General features: G+C 46.1%; 23 protein-coding genes and 1 riboswitch. Of the genes, 9 read left to right on the top strand and 14 right to left on the bottom strand.

The window, feature by feature from the left end:
* Positions 1 to 57 precede the first annotated feature (57 nt).
* Genes ACOGW3_RS03705 through thiC form a run of 5 tightly spaced genes read right to left on the bottom strand, consistent with a single transcriptional unit; the run spans position 58 to position 4,510 of the window.
* Positions 58 to 663 (bottom strand): thiamine phosphate synthase, encoded by a 606-nt coding sequence (locus ACOGW3_RS03705; protein WP_419901722.1) that lies wholly within the window; start codon positions 661 to 663, stop codon positions 58 to 60.
* The gene (locus ACOGW3_RS03700) at positions 656 to 1,444 is read right to left on the bottom strand and encodes a thiazole synthase (protein WP_419901721.1); all 789 of its coding nucleotides are present in this window, start codon (positions 1,442 to 1,444) and stop codon (positions 656 to 658) included. Before ACOGW3_RS03700 ends, ACOGW3_RS03705 begins: the two co-directional genes overlap by 8 nt.
* 2 nt (positions 1,445 to 1,446) lie before the next feature.
* Entirely contained in the window at positions 1,447 to 1,644 is a 198-nt protein-coding gene (gene thiS / locus ACOGW3_RS03695; protein ID WP_419901720.1) for a sulfur carrier protein ThiS, read from the bottom strand.
* On the bottom strand, positions 1,644 to 2,657 hold the full coding sequence (locus ACOGW3_RS03690) for an FAD-dependent oxidoreductase (RefSeq protein WP_419901719.1): 1,014 nt from the start codon (positions 2,655 to 2,657) through the stop codon (positions 1,644 to 1,646). Before ACOGW3_RS03690 ends, thiS begins: the two co-directional genes overlap by 1 nt.
* A complete protein-coding gene (thiC, locus tag ACOGW3_RS03685; RefSeq protein ID WP_419901718.1) occupies positions 2,657 to 4,510 on the bottom strand; it encodes a phosphomethylpyrimidine synthase ThiC in 1,854 nt (617 codons plus the stop codon). The genes ACOGW3_RS03690 and thiC overlap by 1 nt, the downstream gene beginning before the upstream one ends.
* Positions 4,511 to 4,606: 96 nt before the next feature.
* A riboswitch (TPP riboswitch) is annotated at positions 4,607 to 4,718 on the bottom strand.
* A 221-nt stretch (positions 4,719 to 4,939) separates the two neighbouring features.
* Here thiC and ACOGW3_RS03680 point away from each other — a divergent pair.
* Positions 4,940 to 5,110, top strand: a complete 171-nt coding sequence (locus ACOGW3_RS03680; protein WP_419901717.1) for a periplasmic nitrate reductase, NapE protein — start codon at positions 4,940 to 4,942, stop codon at positions 5,108 to 5,110.
* Positions 5,111 to 5,190: 80 nt separating this feature from the next.
* A complete protein-coding gene (locus ACOGW3_RS03675) occupies positions 5,191 to 5,937 on the top strand; it encodes a M23 family metallopeptidase (protein ID WP_419901716.1) in 747 nt (248 codons plus the stop codon).
* Positions 5,938 to 6,021: 84 nt separating this feature from the next.
* Here ACOGW3_RS03675 and ACOGW3_RS03670 read toward each other — a convergent pair whose 3' ends face one another.
* Genes ACOGW3_RS03670 through napA form a run of 3 tightly spaced genes read right to left on the bottom strand, consistent with a single transcriptional unit; the run spans position 6,022 to position 9,598 of the window.
* Positions 6,022 to 6,603, bottom strand: a complete 582-nt coding sequence (locus ACOGW3_RS03670) for a NapC/NirT family cytochrome c (protein WP_419901768.1) — start codon at positions 6,601 to 6,603, stop codon at positions 6,022 to 6,024.
* A 39-nt stretch (positions 6,604 to 6,642) separates the two neighbouring features.
* Positions 6,643 to 7,092: a nitrate reductase cytochrome c-type subunit gene (locus ACOGW3_RS03665; RefSeq protein WP_419901715.1), complete on the bottom strand. Its 450-nt coding sequence runs from the start codon at positions 7,090 to 7,092 to the stop codon at positions 6,643 to 6,645.
* Position 7,093: 1 nt separating this feature from the next.
* The gene (gene napA / locus ACOGW3_RS03660) at positions 7,094 to 9,598 is read right to left on the bottom strand and encodes a nitrate reductase catalytic subunit NapA (RefSeq protein ID WP_419901767.1); all 2,505 of its coding nucleotides are present in this window, start codon (positions 9,596 to 9,598) and stop codon (positions 7,094 to 7,096) included.
* Between the two features lie 102 nt (positions 9,599 to 9,700).
* On the opposite strand from napA, the gene tnpA reads away from it, so the two are divergent.
* Positions 9,701 to 10,135 (top strand): IS200/IS605 family transposase, encoded by a 435-nt coding sequence (tnpA, locus tag ACOGW3_RS03655; RefSeq protein ID WP_419901154.1) that lies wholly within the window; start codon positions 9,701 to 9,703, stop codon positions 10,133 to 10,135.
* A gap of 131 nt (positions 10,136 to 10,266) precedes the next feature.
* Here tnpA and ACOGW3_RS03650 read toward each other — a convergent pair whose 3' ends face one another.
* The 6 genes from ACOGW3_RS03650 to ACOGW3_RS03625 all read right to left on the bottom strand — a co-directional run bounded on the left by ACOGW3_RS03650 (position 10,267) and on the right by ACOGW3_RS03625 (position 16,188).
* Positions 10,267 to 10,515: a chaperone NapD gene (locus tag ACOGW3_RS03650; protein ID WP_419901714.1), complete on the bottom strand. Its 249-nt coding sequence runs from the start codon at positions 10,513 to 10,515 to the stop codon at positions 10,267 to 10,269.
* Between the two features lie 323 nt (positions 10,516 to 10,838).
* On the bottom strand, positions 10,839 to 12,002 hold the full coding sequence (locus ACOGW3_RS03645) for an ABC transporter ATP-binding protein (protein ID WP_419901713.1): 1,164 nt from the start codon (positions 12,000 to 12,002) through the stop codon (positions 10,839 to 10,841).
* A gap of 78 nt (positions 12,003 to 12,080) precedes the next feature.
* Entirely contained in the window at positions 12,081 to 12,914 is an 834-nt protein-coding gene (locus ACOGW3_RS03640) for a carbohydrate ABC transporter permease (protein WP_419901712.1), read from the bottom strand.
* Positions 12,915 to 12,926: 12 nt separating this feature from the next.
* Positions 12,927 to 13,859 carry a carbohydrate ABC transporter permease gene (locus ACOGW3_RS03635; protein WP_419901711.1) on the bottom strand — a complete coding sequence of 311 codons (933 nt, stop codon included), beginning with the start codon at positions 13,857 to 13,859 and terminating at the stop codon, positions 12,927 to 12,929.
* A gap of 109 nt (positions 13,860 to 13,968) precedes the next feature.
* The gene (locus tag ACOGW3_RS03630) at positions 13,969 to 15,240 is read right to left on the bottom strand and encodes an ABC transporter substrate-binding protein (protein ID WP_419901710.1); all 1,272 of its coding nucleotides are present in this window, start codon (positions 15,238 to 15,240) and stop codon (positions 13,969 to 13,971) included.
* A 45-nt stretch (positions 15,241 to 15,285) separates the two neighbouring features.
* A complete protein-coding gene (locus ACOGW3_RS03625; protein WP_419901709.1) occupies positions 15,286 to 16,188 on the bottom strand; it encodes an N-acetylmuramic acid 6-phosphate etherase in 903 nt (300 codons plus the stop codon).
* A 287-nt stretch (positions 16,189 to 16,475) separates the two neighbouring features.
* Here ACOGW3_RS03625 and ACOGW3_RS03620 point away from each other — a divergent pair, with 287 nt between their 5' ends.
* The 6 genes from ACOGW3_RS03620 to fbaA are packed head-to-tail and all read left to right on the top strand — an operon-like array spanning position 16,476 to position 22,556.
* A complete protein-coding gene (locus tag ACOGW3_RS03620; protein WP_419901708.1) occupies positions 16,476 to 17,363 on the top strand; it encodes a BadF/BadG/BcrA/BcrD ATPase family protein in 888 nt (295 codons plus the stop codon).
* Positions 17,360 to 18,115, top strand: coding sequence for a GntR family transcriptional regulator (locus tag ACOGW3_RS03615; protein ID WP_419901707.1), 756 nt, complete (start codon positions 17,360 to 17,362; stop codon positions 18,113 to 18,115). The genes ACOGW3_RS03620 and ACOGW3_RS03615 overlap by 4 nt, the downstream gene beginning before the upstream one ends.
* A 23-nt stretch (positions 18,116 to 18,138) precedes the next feature.
* Positions 18,139 to 19,167, top strand: a complete 1,029-nt coding sequence (locus ACOGW3_RS03610) for an SIS domain-containing protein (RefSeq protein ID WP_419901706.1) — start codon at positions 18,139 to 18,141, stop codon at positions 19,165 to 19,167.
* Complete coding sequence (gene nagA / locus ACOGW3_RS03605; protein ID WP_419901705.1) at positions 19,167 to 20,327, top strand: N-acetylglucosamine-6-phosphate deacetylase; 1,161 nt, start codon at positions 19,167 to 19,169, stop codon at positions 20,325 to 20,327. Before ACOGW3_RS03610 ends, nagA begins: the two co-directional genes overlap by 1 nt.
* A 34-nt stretch (positions 20,328 to 20,361) precedes the next feature.
* Entirely contained in the window at positions 20,362 to 21,435 is a 1,074-nt protein-coding gene (locus ACOGW3_RS03600; RefSeq protein ID WP_419901704.1) for a Gfo/Idh/MocA family protein, read from the top strand.
* Between the two features lie 47 nt (positions 21,436 to 21,482).
* Positions 21,483 to 22,556 carry a class II fructose-bisphosphate aldolase gene (fbaA, locus tag ACOGW3_RS03595; RefSeq protein ID WP_419901703.1) on the top strand — a complete coding sequence of 358 codons (1,074 nt, stop codon included), beginning with the start codon at positions 21,483 to 21,485 and terminating at the stop codon, positions 22,554 to 22,556.
* The last annotated feature ends 8 nt before the right edge of the window (positions 22,557 to 22,564 follow it).

The raw sequence follows: 22,564 nt of genomic DNA, 5'->3' as shown, positions 1-22,564 counted from the left end.
CGAGCTATAGAATAGCGGTCACTTCAAGTAATACCGAAGTGACCGCTATTTTCTTTTTTAGCCTTGTCTTTCGATAGAAAGCTCAAGCCATTCCTGAAGACGCTCTTCCGGGCTGTCATTGTAGATCACATCCGTTACGACACAGATCGTATCTGCTCCTGCATCATAGATCTCCGGCGCGCGCTCGACTGAAAGGCCTCCGATAGCGACAAGCGGGACGTGCCCAACCATTTCTTTCCAACGGGTAACATTTTCAGCGCCTTGCGGAGCCCAATGCATTTTCTTTAATATAGTAGGATACACGGGGCCTAGAGCAATATAATCCGGTTCTAAATCCAGGGCTCTATCCAGTTCGTTTTCATCGTGAGTGCTGATGCCGAGCCTCAGGCCCGCTTGTCGAATTTCGCCGATGTCAGCGTCATCAAGATCTTCTTGGCCCAAGTGGATGAAATCACAACCGAGTTCGATCGCTATTTCCCAATAGTCATTGATGATAAGTTGAGTTTGGTATTGTTGGCAAAGCTCTTGGGCAAGGGTGATTTGCTCACGTATTGCATCTTCTTCGGCGTCTTTGATACGTAGTTGTACAAGTTTTAAGCCGACGGGTAATAAACGGGGAAGCCAGCTTACGTCATCAACAATTTGGTAAAAGGGATTAAGCATGATCTTGATTCCAAAATGGTAGGCCTGCGACAGGTGTTGATGGTGCAGCCATGTCTCTTTTTTCTATAGGGTCAGCTTCGAAAGATAATCTTCCGCTCTCAATAGCCAAAGCAAACGCCTTGGCCATAAGGATGGGATCACCCGCCTTGGCAACCGCTGTGTTTAAAAGTACGGCATCATAGCCAAGTTCCATAGCTGCTGCAGCATGAGAAGGTAGCCCAATACCGGCATCAACAATGAGGGGGACTTTCGGAAAGTGAGCTCGTAGGCTTCTTAGCCCATAGACATTGTTCAACCCTCGACCGCTGCCAATGGGGGCTCCCCAGGGCATCAGAACCTCACAGCCAGCGGCGACGAGCTTTTCAGCTACAACGAGATCTTCAGTGGTGTAGGGGAAAACCTCAAAACCATCTTCCGTGAGTATTTTCGCGGCTTCAACGAGACCGAAAACATCGGGTTGGAGGCTGTCGTCCTCACCAATTACTTCGAGCTTAACCCAGGGGGTTTCAAATATCTCTCGGGCCATGTGCGCTGTGGTTACTGCTTCTTTTACTGTTTTACATCCAGCAGTGTTGGGTAGAACCTTAGCGCCGGTTTCTTTGATATAAGACCAGAAGTTTTGACCAGCTTTATCTTTGCCAGATTCCCTTCTTAACGAAACAGTGACGATATCAGATCCCGAAGCCTTGATTGCATCAAGCATTATGGAGGGCGAAGGATAGAGAGCGGTACCGATCAAAAACCGGGAAGAAACCTCTTGGTCGTAGAACTTAATGGTCATGATTATCCTCCCTGCATGGGGGCTACTACCTCAATGGCATCACCATCTTTCAGCTGGGTTTCTCCTCGAAAACTGGCAGGAGCAAGGGCGCCATTAACAGCAGTTGCAACTTTTGCTTCTCCATAGCCCTGCTCCTCAAGAAGCGCGGCTAAATTCGATGTTTTAGTGATAATAGCTTCACCATTGAGTGTTAAGTTCATTAACTGTTTCCTGTGTATGAACTGGAGGGAGGAAAGTTTCCATTTCCTGATAATGCAAGCTCAGCGACCTTCTTCGCCATGGCAGGTGCAGCAAGATAACCGTGGCGGTACATGCCGTTGAGATGAATCGTCTTACCCTTCTGTATAATCCGCGGAAGATTATCTGGGAAGGCGGGTCTCGCATCAACACCAATTTCAAGTATTTCTGCTTCGCCAAAGGCTGGATGAAGCGCATAAGCAGCTGAGAGAAGCTCTAAGACTGATCGAACGCTGGCTCTTGATCGCTCTTCATTTTCTATCATGGTCGCCCCAACCATGAAAACTCCATCATTTCGGGGGACGATATAAAGTGGGATACGAGGATGCAAGAGACGAACTGGGTGGGATAGAGTAATTTCGTTGCTTTGTATCAGCACCATCTCCCCTTTGACGCCTCTTAAGTCTTTCAGATCCTCTTTTGCAGCTAAACCCCGACAATCAATTCTAAAGTCAGCGGGCGTTGGGTTTTTAAAAAAAGCATCCGGTAGCTTTTTGTTGAATTGGAAAGTAACGCCTTTTTCTTTTAAATAGGCGACTAGTTCGGGGAGAACTTCCCTGGGGTCAAAATGTGCTTCTTCAGGGTAATAAAGCCCTGTGGTGAAACGTCCCGCGAGATCAGGTTCAAGTGATGCTATTTGATCTTCTTTTACTTGTTCCCAATTCTGGGTTCTACGTCCAAAACGTTTTAAATCGGGAACGTCACGCGGACTGGCTACGACCAATGTCCCTTTTTGCCTGTAAGTGGATGTAAACCGGGACCAAAATGCCATGGAAACAACACCGAGTTCACCGATGAGAGGCTCAGCGCTTTCCATCTCGCACCAGGGGGATAACATCCCCCCGGCCCACCATGAGCAACAGCTTGCATCGGGTCCGTCACTATCTGAAATAACAGTGACTTCACAACACCTTTCCGCAAAAGCTGCAGCACATGACAATCCAACAATACCAGAACCGATAATTTCGATACGCATTACTCAGCAGGTTCCTTCATTGTTTCTTTGGTCAACTCGACATCAAGGTAGAGGTGGCTTCCCATTTCCTTGTATTTATGGCTCATCTGGGCCATCCCCTGGGTCTTGTCGTTCAATTTATTCGCATAGTCTTTAACTTCCTGCGATATTTTCATAGAGCAGAATTTTGGTCCACACATAGAGCAGAAATGAGCAACTTTATGGGCTTCTTTTGGTAGGGTTTCATCGTGGAATGAACGTGCCGTGTCCGGGTCAAGTGACAAGTTAAATTGATCTTCCCAGCGGAAATCAAACCTGGCTTTTGAAAGTGCGTTGTCTCTGATCTGCGCTGCCGGATGCCCTTTAGCGAGATCAGCAGCTTGAGCCGCAATTTTATAGGTAATGACACCCGTTTTGACGTCATCTCTGTTCGGGAGGCCCAAGTGTTCTTTGGGAGTAACGTAACAGAGCATGGCGGTGCCGTACCAGCCAATCATAGCGGCACCAATGGCGGAAGTAATATGATCATATCCCGGTGCAATGTCGGTTGTAAGGGGGCCAAGCGTATAGAAGGGTGCTTCGCCGCACTCACTGAGTTGTTTTTCCATGTTTGCCTTGATCTTGTGCATGGGGACATGACCAGGGCCTTCGATGATAACCTGACAACCTTTGCTCCATGCCACCCGTGTCAATTCGCCGAGGGTTTCCAGCTCTGCAAACTGGGCACGGTCATTGCCATCGGCGTTCGATCCTGGCCTCAGGCCATCGCCGAGGGAGAAGGACACATCGTATTGACGCATGATGTCACAAATATCTTCAAAGTGTTCGTAGAGGAAGCTTTCTTTGTGGTGGTGTAAACACCATTTTGCCATGATAGAGCCGCCGCGGGAGACAATGCCAGTAACGCGATCAACTGTAAGGTGGATGTAAGCGAGGCGAACGCCTGCGTGTATCGTGAAGTAATCAACACCTTGCTCACACTGTTCGATCAGAGTGTCTCTAAAGACTTCCCATGTCAGATCTTCGGCAACGCCACCAACCTTTTCCAGGGCTTGATACATTGGGACGGTGCCAATGGGTACAGGGCTGTTGCGGATGATCCATTCGCGGGTGTGGTGAATGTTTTTACCTGTAGAAAGGTCCATGACCGTATCTGCGCCCCAGCGGGTGGCCCAGACCATCTTATCGATCTCTTCCTCAACGGTGGAAGCAATGGCTGAGTTACCTATGTTGGCGTTGATTTTGACCAGAAAGTTTCGGCCGATAATCATGGGTTCGAGTTCAGGGTGATTGATGTTTGCCGGAATGATCGCTCTGCCCAGCGCGATCTCGCTCCGGACGAATTCAGGTGTCACAAACTGTGGTAGGGAAGCTCCAAAGCTTTCACCATCGTCCAGAGTATTCTGAGCACTATCCAAAACCTTTTTACGTCCCAGATTTTCTCTCTCGGCTACATAGATCATTTCTTTGCTGATGATACCGGCACGTGCCATTTCGTATTGGGTGAGGGGCTGTTCTCCCGTGCCACGGTATGGTTGATATTCGCATGGGAAGGCGTCTGCCAGATAAGCCCCTTTGGCTTGTCCATTGTCTTCAGGTCTTAAATTCCGACCTTGATATTGTTCAACAGAACGTTCTTTGATCCATGCTTCTCGATATCTTGGAAGCCCCGCATTGATGTCTATTGTATGGTTATCATCTGTATAGGGCCCGGAGGCATCATAAATTCGCACTGAGGGTTCTTGAAGATCACTGGTTTTAATATCTCTAAAGGGGACCCTTAAATCGAGATCGCTATCGGGTATTGTGTAAACCTTGCTGGACCCTGTGAGGGCGCCAGTGGTTAGGCTTGGTATCGTATTTTTGTCAGACACGTTAGATCTCCTATTGTCTTATTTGCAAGGAGATCCGGGGAGCTATGGGAGGCTTTGGGCAGAGGTGTTCTCATAAACACATGGGATAGAGCTGTGTCTCTGCCGTGGGTCCAATCCCTTCGCCGGCATGACCCGGATCAGGTTCGAAGGGTCCCGTGCATAACAGCACAATCTCAGCCCCATATATGGGACACCCCTAGGATGATTCGCTTATAAGATAAGATTTAAGGTGTTACAAGCAGGTAACGACTGGACCCATAATTATACTCTTGTGGTTTAAATATTAGTCACATTAGTGAGCTAACTTTGATATGCATCAATGTGCTTCCCAAATTATGCGTTATGGTTCATTATCTATAGAGAGTTTGATTTTCTTATGCTCAAAAGTTGAGCGTATGGGTTGTCACTTTGGGAACAGAGAGAATTAAAGTGCAAGATATTCAAAATGCCCCGGCCGAAAAAACAAAAGCACAAGAAGTAACCTTGTTTATGTTTCTTGCTGCTGGTTTGATCCCTGCAATTACAATTGGATTAGTCGTTGTTTACGGGTTTAGTATCTGGATGTATCAAGCCGTCATTGCTGGACCTCCGACACACTAAATTAAATTATTGCTGTGATTAATATGGCCCTATTATAACTGAAAGTGAAACTCACTCATCATCAGTTATAATAGGGCCATATGCGTTTTAATCTTATGAAAAAAGCAAGAGTTTGGCCCGTTCTATTCCTTGTGCTTGGTGGTGCAACATTTGCTTTATCGGCAGAGCTTGAGCTTAAAGGTTATGATGCAAACCCTACCGGTATAACGCCCAAATATCCTTCTTATTTACAGTGCCCACAACTGTCTTCGTTATACGCTTCATGGTTAGACGTGGACGGAAGCACTCGAGAACAGCGGCATGTTGGGGTCGATGGTGGCGATCTGGAAGATGAAATTCTCGCCCCTGCCGATGGAACCCTGGTGGCTATTTGGAAACGGAATAGAGAGCTGGGAGGGGATTGGAGTATTCTGATTTCACACTCTTCTGATGATTTAAATATTAAAAATGAAGGCCTCATCTATTACTCTGAATTTGATCACCTTCGCTTTGCACATCTGTCTCATTTAAAAGTTAATCAACGCATTTTTAGAGGGCAACCTATTGCCTTTGTTGATCGGCCTGGTGGAAACGCAGATTATCTACCAGAAGTCCATTGGGAAGTTTATGAAGTCCCCGTTGCTGAGAAGGATGCTCTTGTCTGGCAGGTAGAAGATAATGGGGATGAGGTGTGGTGGAACTACTCGGCCCGTTTGATAGACCCGCTATATTTTATGCCACGAAAGACAATCAAATCTGGTCAAGTCGTGGCTATGATTACACCATACAGAAAGACTGAAGGTTTTAAATCATTCTCAGGTTTTACATATATATTGAGGTGTCTGTAAGGTATTTATAGCTGGATACTTATTCGCACATAGAAAAAGGTGAGACCCAAATGGATCCCACCTTTTTTGTATTAACGAGAAGGATTATTTCCAGCCTTCAACGCCTGTCATATCAGGTAATTCATGTGCGATGCCTTTGTGGCAATCAATACAGGTTTTTTCTCCTGTAAACAGATAGGTTTGGTGGGCTGTCGCAGCACGGGTGGATTGTTGGGTTATATCCATTGATGTTGTTGAGTGGCAGTTACGACACTCAAGGGAATTGTTTGCTTTCAGGCGGTCCCACTCATGACCGGCAAGGCGCCGTCTTTCAGCCAAAAACTTTTCCCGTGTATTGATGGTACCAAACAGTTTGCCCCAGACTTCTTTGGAAGCTTGCATTTTACGTGCAATCTTGTCGGTCCAGTTATGAGGCACATGGCAGTCTGGACAACTGGCACGAACCCCAGAGCGATTACTGTAGTGGATCGTTGGTTTCAATTCGACAAAGACATTATCGCCCATTTCGTGACAACTGACACAGAATTCTTCGGTGTTGGTTAGCTCCAAAGTGGTGTTGAAACCACCCCAGAACATAACGCCAGCAACAAAGCCGCCAATAGTCAGAAACCCGATTGAAAGATGTTTGGCGGGGCGGTTGCCATGGGACCAAATCCAACAGGCCATACCCCACAATTTTTTAAAAGGTGTCAACATGGATTTTGCCTATTCAGCCTTAATGATTTGTTCAACGTCGGTGAACTCGTTTTCAACAAGTGGTGGGGCATCTACTTGGGTGACGTGACACTGATTACAGAAATACCTGCGTGGCGATACCGTTGCGAGGACTTGATTATCTCGGTCCATATAGTGGGTAATACTTACCATCGGAGCCTGAGATTCACCTGTACGCGTTCTAGCATGGCAGGACATGCATTTGTTGGCATTGGTTGAGATCTCATAGGATCTCACTTTATGTGGAATAGTAGGGGGTTGTTCAGGGTAATTTCTAACCCGTTTTACATCCTTGTTTTCGACTTTATTCATTTTAGGAGCCGCAGGTTCTGTCGTGATGGGTTCTCCCTGACGTAGGGTGGCCTCCCCATCAGACAAAGCAACGTTAGCAAAAGCAATAAGCCCTACAGCGGTCGTTAAGTGTATTAGAAAGCGTTTCATTTTATGCTCTCCCCGTTGCAACAATTTTCACGGCACATTTTTTGAAATCGGTTTGCTTTGACAGAGGATCTGTCGCATCCAATGTAACTTTGTTGATTAACTGGCTGGCATCGAACCAGGGTACGTAGATCAATCCCTTAGGGGGCTTGTTACGGCCACGGGTTTCCACCCGTGTGATAATTTCACCACGTCTGGATATAACCTTGATTTCTTGACCACGCCTTAGGCCTTTTGCTGCGGCGTCTTCAGGGTGAATAAAGGCCACAGCATCAGGGAAAGCTTTATAAAGCTCTGGTACGCGCTGTGTCATTGATCCTGAATGCCAGTGTTCTAACACGCGACCAGTTGAAAGCCAGAGATCATATTCTTCATCAGGGCTTTCTGCTGGTGGCTCATAAGGAAGAGCAAAGATGACGGCCTTACCATCAGGTTTACCGTAGAATTCATAGTCAGAACCCGGAGTTACATATGGGTCTGATCCTTCTTTGAAACGCCAGCGTGTCTCTTTACCATTAACAACAGGCCATCTTAGACCGCGTTCCATGTGATAGATGTCAAAAGGAGCAAGGTCATGAGCGTGTCCACGGCCAAATTCTGCGTATTCTTCAAAAAGACCTTTTTGGACGTAGAAACCAAAATCATTAGATTCCTGATTGGCATAATCCTCATGAGTTTGCTCAAGCGGGTATTTATCGGCAGAACCATTTTTAAAGAGAACTTCGTATAGGGTTTTACCTTTATATTCAGGGTTCTCTTTCAAGACTTCTGCAGGCCAAGCATCGTCTGTGGTAAAGCGTTTGGATAGTTCCATAATCTGCCATAGATCAGATTTTGCTTCACCCGGTGCATCAACCAATTGATGCCAGAACTGGGTACGACGTTCAGCATTACCGTAAGCGCCCTCTTTTTCCACCCACATTGCAGTTGGTAGAATAAGATCTGCTGCTTCTGCTGTCACAGTTGGATAGGGATCAGAGACGACAATGAAGTTTTTAGGATTACGATAGCCAGGGTAACCCTCTTCATTGAGGTTCGGGGCTGCTTGCATGTTGTTGTTACACATAACCCAATATGCATTGAGCTTTCCGTCTTTCAACATACGGTTTTGCAGTACTGCGTGGTAACCAGGTTTAGGTGGAATGACACCTGATGGAATTTTCCAGATTTTTTCTGCGTAAGCCCGGTGTTTTGGGTTCTTAACAACCATATCCGCAGGGAGCCTGTGTGCAAAGGTTCCAACTTCTCGTGCAGTGCCACAGGCAGAAGGTTGTCCTGTGAGAGAGAAAGGGGAATTACCTGGTGTAGAAATTTTTCCAACAAGTAAGTGGATGTTATAGATCAAGTTGTTACACCAGACACCACGGGTGTGTTGGTTAACCCCCATTGTCCAGAAGGACACAACTTTACGATCAGGATCGGCATAGAGTTCTGCAAGCTCAATCAAGTGAGCTTCGGAAACACCAGAAAGCTTTGATACTTTTTCAACAGTGTAATCAGCGACAAAAGCTTTGAACTCTTCAAAGTTGATTTCGGTCGAGCCGCCAGCTTTATCAGCATTCTTCGCTTTTTTCTGAAGCTCGTGTTCTGGACGCAGGCCATAACCGATATCATCGTTGCCGCGACGGAAGTTAACGTGTTTTCCGACGAAGTCGTGATTTACCTTGTCGTTCTGAATGATGTAGTTTGCAATAAAATTCAGTATGGCGAGATCAGTTTGCGGCGTGAAGATCATTGGAATGTCTGCGAGGTCATAACAACGATGTTCAAAGGTAGAGAGAACAGCGACTTTCGTGTTTGGTGCACTTAAACGACGATCGGCAACCCGGGTCCAAAGGATAGGGTGCATCTCTGCCATGTTGGAACCCCAAAGAACAAAGGTATCCGTGGCTTCGATATCATCATAACAGCCCATGGGCTCATCAATACCGAAGGTACGCATAAAGCCACCAACAGCAGAGGCCATACAGTGCCGTGCATTCGGATCAATATTGTTCGTGGCAAGGCCGGCTTTCATAAACTTGGATGCGGCATAGCCTTCCCAAACTGTCCACTGTCCTGAGCCAAACATACCAACAGACGTCGGACCATTTTCTTTGATGGCTGTTTTAAACTTATCAGCCATGGTATCCAAAGCGACGTCCCAAGAAACCGGGGTAAATTCACCTTCTTTGTGGTATTTACCGTCTTTCATCCGAAGAAGCGGTGTGGTCAGGCGGTCTTTTCCGTACATGATTTTTGAAAGGAAATAACCTTTAACACAGTTTAGGCCACGGTTTACTTCGGCTTTTACATCCCCATGAGTAGCGACAACTTTACCCTCTTTCGTGCCGACCATGACACTACAGCCAGTCCCGCAAAAACGACAGGGAGCTTTTGACCATTTTAATTCCGTTTTAGAACTGTCAGTAACCAGATTGCTGGCAGAGGTGGGAGTAGCTATTCCAGCTACACCAGCCGCAAGTGCAACCGCATTTGCCTTGATGTAGTCACGTCTGGATAATTTAATCCGGTAAACCCCCGGCTATGCCGGGGGACTCTCAATGGTTTGACCGTTCCCACGGTCTTACATTTCTTTGTTTATTGACCAAAATAACAAAGGAATTAGCCGATGAGAGATTACAAAAGCCTTGCACATACGAGATGGGATTGTAAATACCACGTGGTTTTCATCCCTAAACGCAGGCAAAAAGTTATCTATGGCAACCTACGTCAGTATCTTGGTGAAATTTTCCATGAACTGGCCGGGCATCGCGAAAGTAAGATTGAGGAGGGCCATTTGATGCCGGATCACATTCACATGTGTATCAGCATACCGCCCAAACATGCTGTTTCAAAAGTCGTTGGATACCTAAAAGGAAAAAGCGCGATTGCCATAGCTCGAAAATTCAAAAATAAAGCACGGAATTTCAAGGGTGAAAATTTTTGGGCCCGTGGATATTTCGTCTCAACTGTAGGGCTCGATGAACAGATGGTGAGGGAGTATATCAGAACGCAAGAAGAGCGTGATAAGTACTTTGACCAAATGGATATATTCAATCCATAACCGCTTTAGCGGTTCCCAATTTGCCCCTTTAAGGGGCTCACCCGCTTAAGCCCCCGGCTTTGCCGGGGGTCATTTAACTTCATGACTTATGATCCTTAAAGTAACCGTGATGGTAGTTTCAATTTGCAGGATTAATCTTCTTGGTGCTGATAGACAGGGGAGAAGGTATAGATATCGTCTATAGCTCTGATGCTCTCGATAGTCGATAAGGCATCCTTGCTTGAAGGTGCATCAATTAGGATGACCAGTTTCCCTTTGTCATCGACAACGGGTACATCGGCATAGGGATGTTTAAGGATAGCCGTAAGTGTTGCTTCCAGATTATCAGGTGAAATCTGTGCAACATGGCTGGAAATAAAAAGGTCTGATTCATTTTCCATATCAAATGTACCTACCGACAGAGTTTATGCGTATTGCCAGATTTGTCTGATCTAATCGCTTATCTGTTGATTTATGTCTCATCTCTCGCGTTATAGTAGTTCTTAATTGCTTCTGATACTAGCTACTATAGGAATTTGATGTTTCATGTCGTTGATATGGATCAATCTCGTGACGGAGTTTAGTGATAGGTTGAGGTTTTGTTGATTAATTTACTTGGTTATTATTTTGTTGGAAAATTTGAGTTGTTAAACACAAAGAAAGGGCTGGTTAACCCTTGAAGAGAACCAGCCCGTTTTAAAGGGTAAGTATATTATCGTTTGTACTAGCTGCTTAATGTTGGTGCGGTATATCGGTCGTCAGTGGTCGTACGGGTGAGGGCGTTACCATCTGCATTGAAAACATGCACGGCCGTTAAATTTGCGCTAAATTCGACCGTGTCTCCTGACTTTATAGTGCTATGGCCGTCCGTTTTCATGCACAACGGATCGTCGGCACCATTTTCAAGATAGAGATAGCTCGCATCGCCAAGTCTCTCGACAACATTCACCCTGGCTTTTAATTGAAAGGGTAAATCTACCCCTTCTTGTAGGTGCTCAGGTCTTATGCCAACGGTTATCTTTTCACCAACTTTCGTTGTGCGAGATTGAACTGGAAGCTGAACTGTGCTGCCATCATAATCTAATATTGCTTCTATATATTGTTCACTTGTTGCGGTCACTTTACCTTCGAGGAAATTCATTGAAGGAGAGCCAATAAAACCAGCAACGAATTTATTGGCTGGATGATGGTAAAGTTCAAGCGGTGAGCCGCATTGGGCAACATGGCCTTCGTTAACAACGACGATTTTATCGGCCAGGGTCATGGCCTCTACCTGATCGTGGGTAACGTAGATAATGGTGGCGTCAAGATCTTGATGTAGCTTGGCGATCTCGAGGCGGGTATTCACACGTAGCGCAGCATCAAGATTACTTAAGGGTTCATCAAACAAGAAAACATTTGGATCCCTGACAATGGCGCGACCAATTGCAACACGTTGGCGTTGTCCACCGGAAAGCTCTCTCGGGTAACGATCAAGGTATTCTTCGAGTTGAAGGCTCTTAGCGGCTTTTTGAACCTTTTCGTCGATGAGCTTTTTGTTTTCGCCGCCCCCCAATAAGCCCCCGAGCGGCCCTTTGTTTCCAAGGGTCAATCCAAAAGCCATGTTTTTGTAAACAGTCATATGCGGATAAAGAGCATAAGATTGGAAAACCATCGCGATTTTGCGTTGTGAAGGTGTGAGATCATTAACGATTTTACCCGCAATTTTCAGCTCACCATCTGTGATGGGTTCAAGTCCAGCAATAAGGCGTAGTAAAGTGGATTTCCCACACCCGGAAGGCCCAACGAAAACAACGAATTCACCGTGTTTGATGTCGATATCAATACCGTGAAGAACTTCGGCTTTGCCGTAAGCCTTTTTAATACCTGAAAGTGCTATGTCAGCCATAGATTTACCTCTCTTGATGCACAGCTGTGCACTTTCTTTTGTTTGATGTAATTGTAATTAAGTTGTTTGGGGGCAGGATCATTTGACCGCTCCTGATGTTAGGCCACGGATCAGTTGTCTGGAGAAGATCACGTACAGGACCAGGATCGGTACAATTGCCAGTGTTAAAGATGCCAAAACGGCATTCCAGTCGGTAACGTATTGACCGATAAACTGTTGAATGCCGAGAGTTACAGTTGCGGTGTCCTCCCCTGGTGCCAGAATAAGCGGGAACCAAAGATCATTCCATATCGGTATCATGGTGAAGACGGCGACTGTTGCAAGTGCAGGACGAACCAACGGCAAAATAATTGACCAGAAGATCCTGTATTCAGAAACCCCGTCGCAGCGAGCAGCTTCTTTGAGGTCGTTGGGTATCTGTGCCATAAATTCCCTAAGGATAAATATGGCAAGGGGCAACCCTTGAGCTGTGTAGACCAGAACGAGTGCGGTTAGGGTATTAACCAGATCCATCGCTACAATCATTTTAAGAAGGCTAACGCTGCCCAGGCGGATAGGGATCATGATGCCAATGGCGAGGTAAAGAGCTACGAGATCGCTTCCCGGGAAGTCGTATTCGGCAAGAGCCCAGGCAGCCATTGCACCGAGTAAAAGCACAAAAACGAGACTTAAAACGGTTACCGAGATCGAGTTGGTAAAATAGACATCAAATGAAGATCTCGAGATGACTTTTTCAAAACCGATTAGATCGAACGTCGTTGCATCCGGTAAGGCCAGCGGGTCACGGAATATCCCCTTTTTACTTTTAAAGGAATTCATGACCACCAAGAAGATGGGAAATAGCGCAATAAGGGTATAGCTCAGAAGAATGGCGTGTACACCAAATGGACCTAGGCGTTTAGATATTTTCATCAGTCCATCCTCCTACAATTGATAGCGATGCAAACGACGCTGGATGACAAAAAGGTAGATCATCACGCCGCAAAGAATAACGAGGAACATAAGGCTGGCAACGGTTGCACCCATCGTGGCGCTACCGGGTTGCAGTTGAAAACCAAAGAAGGTCCGATAGAATAATGTCCCCATGATATCGGTGTGGAAATCAGGCCCAGCGAGGGCGCCTTTAACCGCATAAATAAGGTCGAATGCGTTAAAGTTAGCAACAAAAGTCAATACTGAAACCATTGCAACAGTTGGCAAAATCAAAGGTAGCTTGATACGCCAAAACGCCGTCCATTGGTTTGCGCCATCCACAATTGCAGCATCTACGAGATCATCTGGGACATTGAGCAAGGCCGCGTAAATCAGCATCATGGGGATGCCTACAAACTGCCAGACGGAAATAAGTGACAAGGTGATTAGGGCGGTTGATTCTTCACCGAGAAGAGCAGGGAGGCCATCTGTCATGCCGACAAAGCCAACGAGAGTATCACCGACCCCCCAAAGAGGGCTCAGGATGAGTTTCCAGATAAAACCGATAATCACGACAGAAAGCATGGTTGGCATGAAAATTAGGGTTCGATAGCTGTTCGCCAGTTTTAGACGTGGAAGGCTAAGGAGTGCTGCAAGTAATAGCCCTATTGGGTTTTGGATGAGCATGTGAACGGCAAAGAAAACAAAGTTGTTTTCCAGAGCGTTTGTAAAGTCCTTCCACCAGCGTTCATCTGTTAGAATAAGGATGTAATTATCCCACCCAACAAAAGTAGTAGGTCCCCCAGATTCTTGGCTATAAAAACTGAACCGAACGGTGTCAATCAGCGGAAGAATCATAAAAAGTGTATAGATTAGGGCCGCTGGGAGCAGGAACACCAATACATGTGTTCGAAAGGACGATCCCCGTTTGGTTTTCAAGGCCATGTGGGTTGCAACTCTCTGTCGATTGGAATTTTAGTCGTATACGGTATGCCAAAGATTATAATAAAACGCCGATACCCTGGGATATCGGCGTTTTATATATGTCAGGCTTTTATTGCTGTGGTTTATACCAGCTAGAAAGGCCGTCTTGAGCTTTTTGTGCTGCTTCTTCCGGGGTCATAGAGCCGTTCATAACACCCACAGAAGTATTCCAAAGATCGTTCTCAAGATTTGGCGTACCACGTGAAAGGATTTGGTATGAATTACGGATCGTTGATTCACATTTTCCGCGCCAGCTTACGAACTCGCTTGCGACCGGGTCGGTGATTTCCAACTGATGTTTAGACAGAGCATAGAAACCTGGCAGGGCATTAGAGAAAATCGTGCCCGCCTCTTTCGAGGACATCCAGGTCAGGAATGTTTCAGCTGATTTAACATTTTTAGAAGCTGCATTGATGCCGAGCCCGATATCCGTATGGTCGGAGATGTAACAAGTCTTCTGACCTGCTGGTACCGGTGGTGGAAAAGCACCAAATTCAAAGTCAGCCTGACCATTGAAGGTAGAGATATCCCATGATCCTGCCGGATAGATTGCTGCTCGACCAAGACTGAAGAGGTTCTGGCTATCAGGATAAGACTGAGCTTTATACCCTTTGCCTAGATAGGGACCCCACTCGGCTAAATGTTCGAAAACCTTAACATATTGAGCGTCGGTGAGTTTTTCTTTGCCCTCAATTAGGCCTTTACGACCTTTTTCACCTTTCCAGAAGTTAGGGCCTACATTTTGAAAGCCCATTGTCGCCGCTTCCCACTGATCAGCCGTGCCAATGGACATTGGAACGTAACTGCCGTCTTCTTTGATTTTTTTCAAAGCGCTCATAAATTCCGGGATGGTTTTTGGAATTTCAAGACCGAGCTCTTTAAAGGCTTCTTTATTATATATGAAACCATGAATAACCGACGCCATTGGAAGGCAAAAAGTGGTGGATCCATCATCTGTTTGCCAAGCAGATTTAGCAACGTTTGAGAAGTTGTCCATACCATCAATGCCATCGATTTTGGTAAGGTGGCCCTGATTATATAGATCGAGAGACACATCAAACGGGCGGCAAGTTATAAGATCTCCCGCAGTTTTTGCGGCTAGTTTGGCATTTAAACCTGCGTTGTAATCTGCAGGTGGTGTTGGTGCAAAGCGAACTTTGATATCAGGATGCGACTTGTTGAATGCCGGGATGATTTGGCTGTTCCAGATATCAATGTCATCAGTACGCCAGCTTTCAATTACCAGTTCGTCAGCATGAGCTGATATCGCAGGTGTCAGGGCGGCAACGGCAAGCGCAACCGCTGCGACACCAGTACTTAAAGTGAATTTTCTATTAGTCATCGTGTCCTCCGAGTTTTCAGTAAGTCCGGGTTGTCCCGGTTATCATTAATTTGTGTTGCGTAAATCCATGGCTTGTCTCAAGTGGCCTTTTGATTTTTCTAAGGCGGCCATTGCTTCGGGTTTTGAGTGGCCCATCGTAATAAGAACGGCAAGTTTGATATTCTTATTGGCGAGATCTAGGGCGGCACTTGCTTTGTTTTCGCTCTCTCCGGTGATTTCTTGAACGATAGCTACGCCGCGTTGAGCTAGTTTATCGTTATTGATTACCATTGAGACCATCAGCCCATCATGAACGTGACCTAGTTTTGTCATGACGAGAGTTGAGAGCATGTTGAGCGCCGCTTTTTGTGCTGTGCCTGCGGCCATACGGGTAGAGCCGGCAATAACTTCGCTACCACTATTTAGAAATATACTATGATTAGAGTGTTTAAAAATGGCTGCTTGTTCGTTGTTAGCAACGCTCACAACAAGAGCACCGATTTGTTGTGCGTACTTAACAGCTGCAAGTGTGTAGGGTGTAGAGCCACTTGCGGCGACGGCAATAAGGACATCTTTGTCAGTTATATTGTGTTCTTGTAAGGCCTCGACAGAGAGGTGTTCATGGTCTTCAGCTCCACCCATCGGAGACATAACGGCTTCTCGTCCGCCAGCAATCAACGGAATTAATTTTTCTAAGGGCCATCCGTAAGTTGGATTGAGTTCTAGGCCGTCCTGAATGGCAAGGTGGCCGGATGATCCTGCACCTAAATAAAAGAGGCGGCCATCATTGCTCAGCCGGGCAACTATTTGTTCTGCGCTTTTCTCTATAAAGGGAATAGCCGATTGAACACAGGAAACGGCTTTTAGTTGAGAAGCCCATAGAGCTTCAAGAGTTTCATGCGCAGGCCAAGTGTCCAGGCCACTATAGCGCGGGCTATGCTTTTCGGTGAGCTGTAACTCTTTTGCCAAGGTTTTGAATCCAAATGAGTTTGTAAATATTTGAACATATAATACCAAAAAGAAACCAATTTGAAATCAATTTTTTCAAATTTTCTTGTAAAATACAAAATTTGTTAATTATTTTCTATATAATTAGTTTTATTAATCTATTGATATTGCCGGATAAAAAGTAAAAAATGTAATTTGTAATATTTTTTTTTAATCTTTTGAATTTACGACGCAGTAAATGTAAGGTAAATTGGTATTTAATTGGTTTGGTACATTGGTCTTGTTTTGGTACGGAGTTTCAGTTGGCTATGAATATGCTCTTTGCAGGAGTTGATGGAGGCGGGACGAGTTGTCGGGTCCGTATTGAAACGGCCGAACGTGAAGTGGTGGGCGAGGGCTTTGCGGGGCCATCCAATTCCAGATTGGGTGCCGCACGGGTTTATTATGAAATTGAAAAGGCCTGTATTGAAGCTCTTCACCAATCTGGGAGAGGTCGAGAAGATTTTTCAGTTTTACATGTCGGCCTGGGTTTGGCCGGGCTTGGTCTAGATAGTGAGTTAAAATCGATACTCTCCTTTCCTCATTCTTTTGCATCTGTCTCCGGTGCTACAGATGCCTATACAGCCTGTCTTGGTGCTCATGGCGGGGAAAATGGGGGGATATTGATATTAGGTACAGGTTCTTGCGGGCTTGGGATTGTGGATGGTGAGGTAATCAATGTTGGGGGGTGGGGATTCGAGATATCCGATCATGCCAGCGGCGCTTTGCTGGGCTTAAGTGCAATTCGCAGTTCTCTTTTTGCTGCTGAAGGCTGTCGACCCGAAACAGATTTAACCAGGGCTATTATGGCTCATTTTAAAAATGATCCCCAGGTAATGGTGAAATGGGCCGAACGTGCTGAGCCTCATAACTACGGATCTTTTGCCCCGACCGTTTTTGATTATGCAGATAAAGGCGACCCCTTAGCCGAGCGTTTGGTTGCCAAATCCGTATATGAGGCTGGATGTATGGTGCAGGCCTTGCTTAAGCGTGGTGTGGAGCGGATTTGCCTTATGGGAGGCGTTTCCAAAAGATTAGAAAGTCGTTTGCCTGAAGATATTAAGCCCTCACTTTGTGATCCGCTTGGTGACGCAATGGACGGGGCCATACGAATGGTGCGTGATGATGTAATGGGCAGAGGAGGCGCCAAAGTATGAAGGTAAGTACTTTTAGGGCATTAAAAGTGAAAAGCCGCCTCGATGGATCCAACCCGACGCCGCTTTATAGGCAACTGCAAACGATCATCAGGCAAGCGATAGAATCCGGGGCATTTAAAGTAGAAGATGCCCTTCCCAGTGAACGAGATATCGCAGCTGAGTTGGAAGTTTCTCGTGTGACCGTTCGTAAGGCTGTTCAAGGTTTAGTTCGTGATGGCCTTCTCGTCCAGAAGCAGGGAGCGGGAACGTTTGTTGCTTCGCGAATGGAGCAACCGCTTTCCAAATTGACCAGCTTTACCGAAGATATTACCGCGAGAGGTATGGAGCCTTCTGTTGTCTGGGTAGAGAGAGCTACTGGATTAGCAACACCAGAAGAGGCAATGGCGCTGAACCTTTCGCCGGGAGTTGGTGTCTCAAGATTACACCGTATTCGCTGTGCTGACGGAAAGGCTCTGGCGATTGAGCTTGCAACTGTACCACAAGAGTTTCTTCCAGATCCTCTCGTTGTCGAAAATTCACTTTATAAAATATTGGATAAGTCAGGCCATCGCCCCTTACGGGCACTTCAAAGGTTGCGTGCTGAACTCTTAAAGCCGCCCCAAGCTGAATTACTCGGCGTACCACCCGGTGGGCCGACCCTTTACATTGAAAGGCGCTCCTTCCTTCCGGACATGCGCCCCGTAGAATTTACCAGATCTCACTATCGTGGGGATAGCTATGATTTCATAGCTGAGCTCTATCTGGATGGTTGAGATTAAAAAGAATGATGAGCAATATGAATACTAGAAGCCTTATGGCCCAAGAAACTGCGGAAACCCCTGCGGTTGTTTCCCGTCAGTTACGTGCAAACAGAGAAATTTTAGAAGAGTTAGCCTGCAAAATCAGGGAACGTAAATTTCGTTTTATTGCCACCTGTGCTCGGGGGAGCTCAGATCACGCGTGTGCATTTGCCAAGTATGTTCTTGAAGTCGGCGTCGGATTGCCTGTTGTATCCTTTGCTCCTTCCGTTTCGACGTTGTATGGCGGTACGGTTAATATGCAAGACAGCCTGTTTATTGCCGTATCTCAGTCCGGACGAAGCCCTGATCTGGTTCAGGCGACGCAGGCAGCAAAAGATCAGGGGGCATTTGTCTTATGTATTTGTAACGATGCCTCCGCGCCTCTGGTTGGGTTAGCGGATTGCTTCTTACCCTTACACGCAGGACCAGAAAACTCGGTAGCCGCTACAAAGAGTTACATCGCCTCATTGACAGTCCTGCTTCAATTGGCTGCAATTTGGAATTTGGACAGCGGTTTGTTACCCGCCCTTGACCGCCTGCCTGATCAGTTGGATCGTGGTCTAAAGGCTGATTGGTCAGAGCCGGTTGAAACCTTTGCTTCTTCTTCAAACCTGTTCACTGTAGGCCGGGGTCCCGGATTTGGCATCGCGTTGGAATCCGCACTCAAATTTAAAGAAACCTCCTATATCCACGCTGAAGCCTTTAGTGCCGCTGAGGTCAAACACGGACCCATGTCTCTCGTTGCTGATGGTTATCCTGTTCTTATCTTTAGACAGCGGGATCAATCTTGGGATTCTGTGGGGGAATTGGCCACTAACTTTAAGGATAAGGGTGGCGCAGTCTTTACGGCTCAAGAAGGGAAGGCAGAAAAGGGTATTTTATCTATTGAACCGAATATACACCCCTTCTGTCAGCTACCAGTGATGATACAGAGTTTTTATGTTATGGCAGAGCAGATTACTCAGTTTAAAGGGTTGGATCCGGATAATCCTCGCCACCTGAAAAAAGTTACGGAGACAGTTTAATGATAACGGCCCTGAACAATGCGCGCGTCTTTACTGGAGACGAGTGGCTCGAAGGGGCAACTGTCCTAATTGAAAATGATACGATTCAATATGTTGGCCACAATCCTGATCCAGCAGTTGTGATTGACAACTCACGTGATCTTAAGGGGGCATGTTTGGCCCCGGGATTTATTGATGTTCAAGTCAATGGCGGTGGAGGTGCTCTTTTAAACAAAGAGACATCACTCCAAGGAATAAGGACCATTGCTCGGGCGCATAGGCAGTTTGGCACCACAGGAATGCTACCAACCTTAATCACAGATGACCGTTTGGTTATGGAGCAAGCGATAGGGGCTGTTGAAGAAGCTTTGTCGCTTAAAGAGCCTGGAATACTTGGTATCCATTTGGAAGGACCGTACCTTAACCCGAACCGCAAAGGTGTCCACCAAGAAAGCAAGATCAGGAGTATGGAAGAGGGGGCGATAACTCTTCTTTCAAGTCTCGATCAAGGAGTGACGCTTGTTACGCTTGCTCCTGAAAAACATGTGCGAGGGACAATTAAAGAGCTTGTTAAATCTGGTGTAATTGTCGCTGCAGGACATACCGCAGGGGGGTATGAAGATTATCAGTCTGCCTTCGCGGAAGGCCTTTCTTGTTTCACGCATCTCTTTAATGCCATGACACCCATGAACAGCCGAGAACCCGGTGCTGTTGGTGCTGCCTTGGATCATGATGAGAGTTGGTGTGGTTTGATTGTGGATGGTTTTCATGTCCATCCTGCTACTCTTAAGGTCGCAATAAAAGCTAAGCAACGTGGCAAGATGATGTTGGTGACAGATGCGATGCCAACGGTTGGAAGCGAATATGACTTTTTTGAGTTATATGGTCAGAAAATATTCAGCCGAGATGGGCGTTGTACTACAGAAGAGGGGACCTTGGCAGGGGCTGACCTGGATATGGCAACTGCTGTACGGAATACTGTCGATATGTTGGGCTTGCCTCAAAGCGAAGCGTTGCGAATGGCTTCTCTATACCCTGCTCAATTCCTTGGATTAGGAAATAAATACGGAAGGGTCAAAGAAGGCTATCAGGCCTCCTTGGTTCTTCTCGATGATGCGGGTTATGTCTTGGATTGCTGGGTTGATGGCCGGGATATGGCGGCGGATGGTTTCTCCCGATAGTTCTTTTCTTATATGATTTAAAACAGGTGTGAAAATGATTGCGAAGCAAAGGGTGCTGGTCGTAGGGCTTGGAAACATGGGGAAGTCCCATGCAAAGGCGTATCATCAACTTTCTGGTTTCGAGATCGTTGGTTTGTGTAGTCGGAGCCTGAATGCAAACACGCCTCTCCCTGATGAAATCGCTGATTACCCTCGGTTTAACGATTATGAATTGGCCTTGGCGGAATTGAATCCAGATGTTGTTTCAATAAATACTTGGCCTGATACCCATGAAGTTTACGCCCTAAAAGCTCTTGATGCTGGTGCCCACGTATTCCTAGAGAAACCTATATCGAATACTGTAGAGGGGGCAAAAAGAGTAATTTCAGCAGCCGAGGAGAAGGGGCTAAAGCTCGTTGTTGGCTATATTTTAAGGCATCATCCCTCTTGGCAGGAGTTTGTCTCTCAAGCTAAGCAACTTGGAAAACCCTTGGTGATGCGGATGAATTTAAATCAACAAAGTAGTGGGACAACATGGCAAGTGCATAAGCAATTGATGAATTCAATATCGCCGATCGTTGATTGTGGTGTGCATTATGTAGATATGATGTGTCTTATGACAGGGGCAAGGCCGACTAAGGTACATGCAATTGGAGTTCGGTTAAGTGAAGAAATCGATCCGGATATGTATAATTATGGTCAGCTGCAGGTAACCTACGAAGATGGTTCTGTTGGATGGTATGAGGCTGGTTGGGGCCCGATGATGAGTGAGACGGCCTTTTTTGTGAAAGACGTCATTGGTCCAAAGGGGTGTGTATCAATTGTGGCTGCCGAAGAAGATAAATCGATGGAATCTGATGATATCGATGCCCACACCAAAACGTCAGCCATTCTTTGTCATTCTGCAGAACTGGATGATAAGACTAATTTTTCGCACAGAGATAATCTAATTCGGATGGATGAAGAGCCGAATCATGATGCTCTTTGTTTAAGGGAACAGGAATTTCTGTTAAAGGCTATTACAGAGAATTTGGATTTGACTTCTCACATGCAAGATGCTGTGAACAGTATGAAGATTGTGCTGGCTGCCGATGAGTCGGTTCGCAGTGGTCAAATAGTATATTTGTAACGCGATAAACATAGATTTAACGCAGAGAAATACAGGGAGGATTGGCGGTGTCTGAGAAACTTCGCCCCGGTGTTGTAACCGGTAAGGATTACGAGAAACTGGTAAAAGCTTGTAAGGCAGGAAACTACGCCCTTCCAGCTGTCAATGTCACCAGTAGCAGTACGGTAAACGCTGTGTTGGAAGCTGCTGCACGCAATAATTCTGATGTAATTATTCAGGTTTCTAATGGTGGCGCAGGATTTTATGCAGGTTCAACCTACCCTGATTCTTTACAGGGAAAGGTGCTTGGTGCTGTTTCTCTTGCTCAGCACGTCCACTTACTTGCTGAAGGTTACGGTGTTTGTGTCGTCCTTCATACCGATCATGCTAACCGGGGACTGCTTCCTTGGATCGACGGTCTTCTGGAAGAAGGTGCCAAGTTTAAAGAGAAAAACGGTAAGCCGCTCTACACTTCTCATATGATCGATCTATCCGAAGAGCCTTTAGAAGACAATGTCGGTACTTGCGCTGACTATCTTAAAAAGATGGCTCTACTGGATATGAGTCTTGAAATTGAACTCGGTGTAACCGGTGGAGAAGAAGATGGTGTGGGGTCTGAGCATACAGGCGCTGACAATCCAAAACTTTATACACAGCCAGAAGATGTTGCCTACGCCTATGAACAGTTGAACCCATTGGGCGATTTTTCTGTAGCGGCCTCATTTGGTAATGTTCACGGTGTCTACAAACCAGGAAACGTTAAGCTGCGCCCGGTTATTCTTAAAGATTCCCAGGCATTGATGGCAGAGCGTTATGGTCTTGAGGAAAAGTCCCTTGATCTTGTCTTCCATGGTGGGTCCGGCTCTTCTGATGCCGACATCAAAGAAGCTGTATCCTATGGCGTTTTTAAAATGAACGTTGATACAGATCTGCAGTACGCTTATTCCGAGCCCGTTGGTGCATATGTTAATGCAAACCAAAACGCTTTTGTTGCCCAGATTGATCCTGAAACTGGTAAGCCTCTTAAAAGTAAATACGACCCTCGTAAGTGGGTGCGTGAAGCGGAAAAAGGCTTGGGCGCTAAACTCGATGGTATTTTCTCTGTACTTGGTTCTACAGGTAAGACACTCGCTGAAGGTTAATTAAGATA

Origin of the sequence: Kiloniella sp., assembly GCF_965205715.1 — a bacterium.
Lineage (GTDB): Bacteria > Pseudomonadota > Alphaproteobacteria > Kiloniellales > Kiloniellaceae > Kiloniella.
This window is presented reverse-complemented; position numbering and strand designations above follow the sequence as displayed.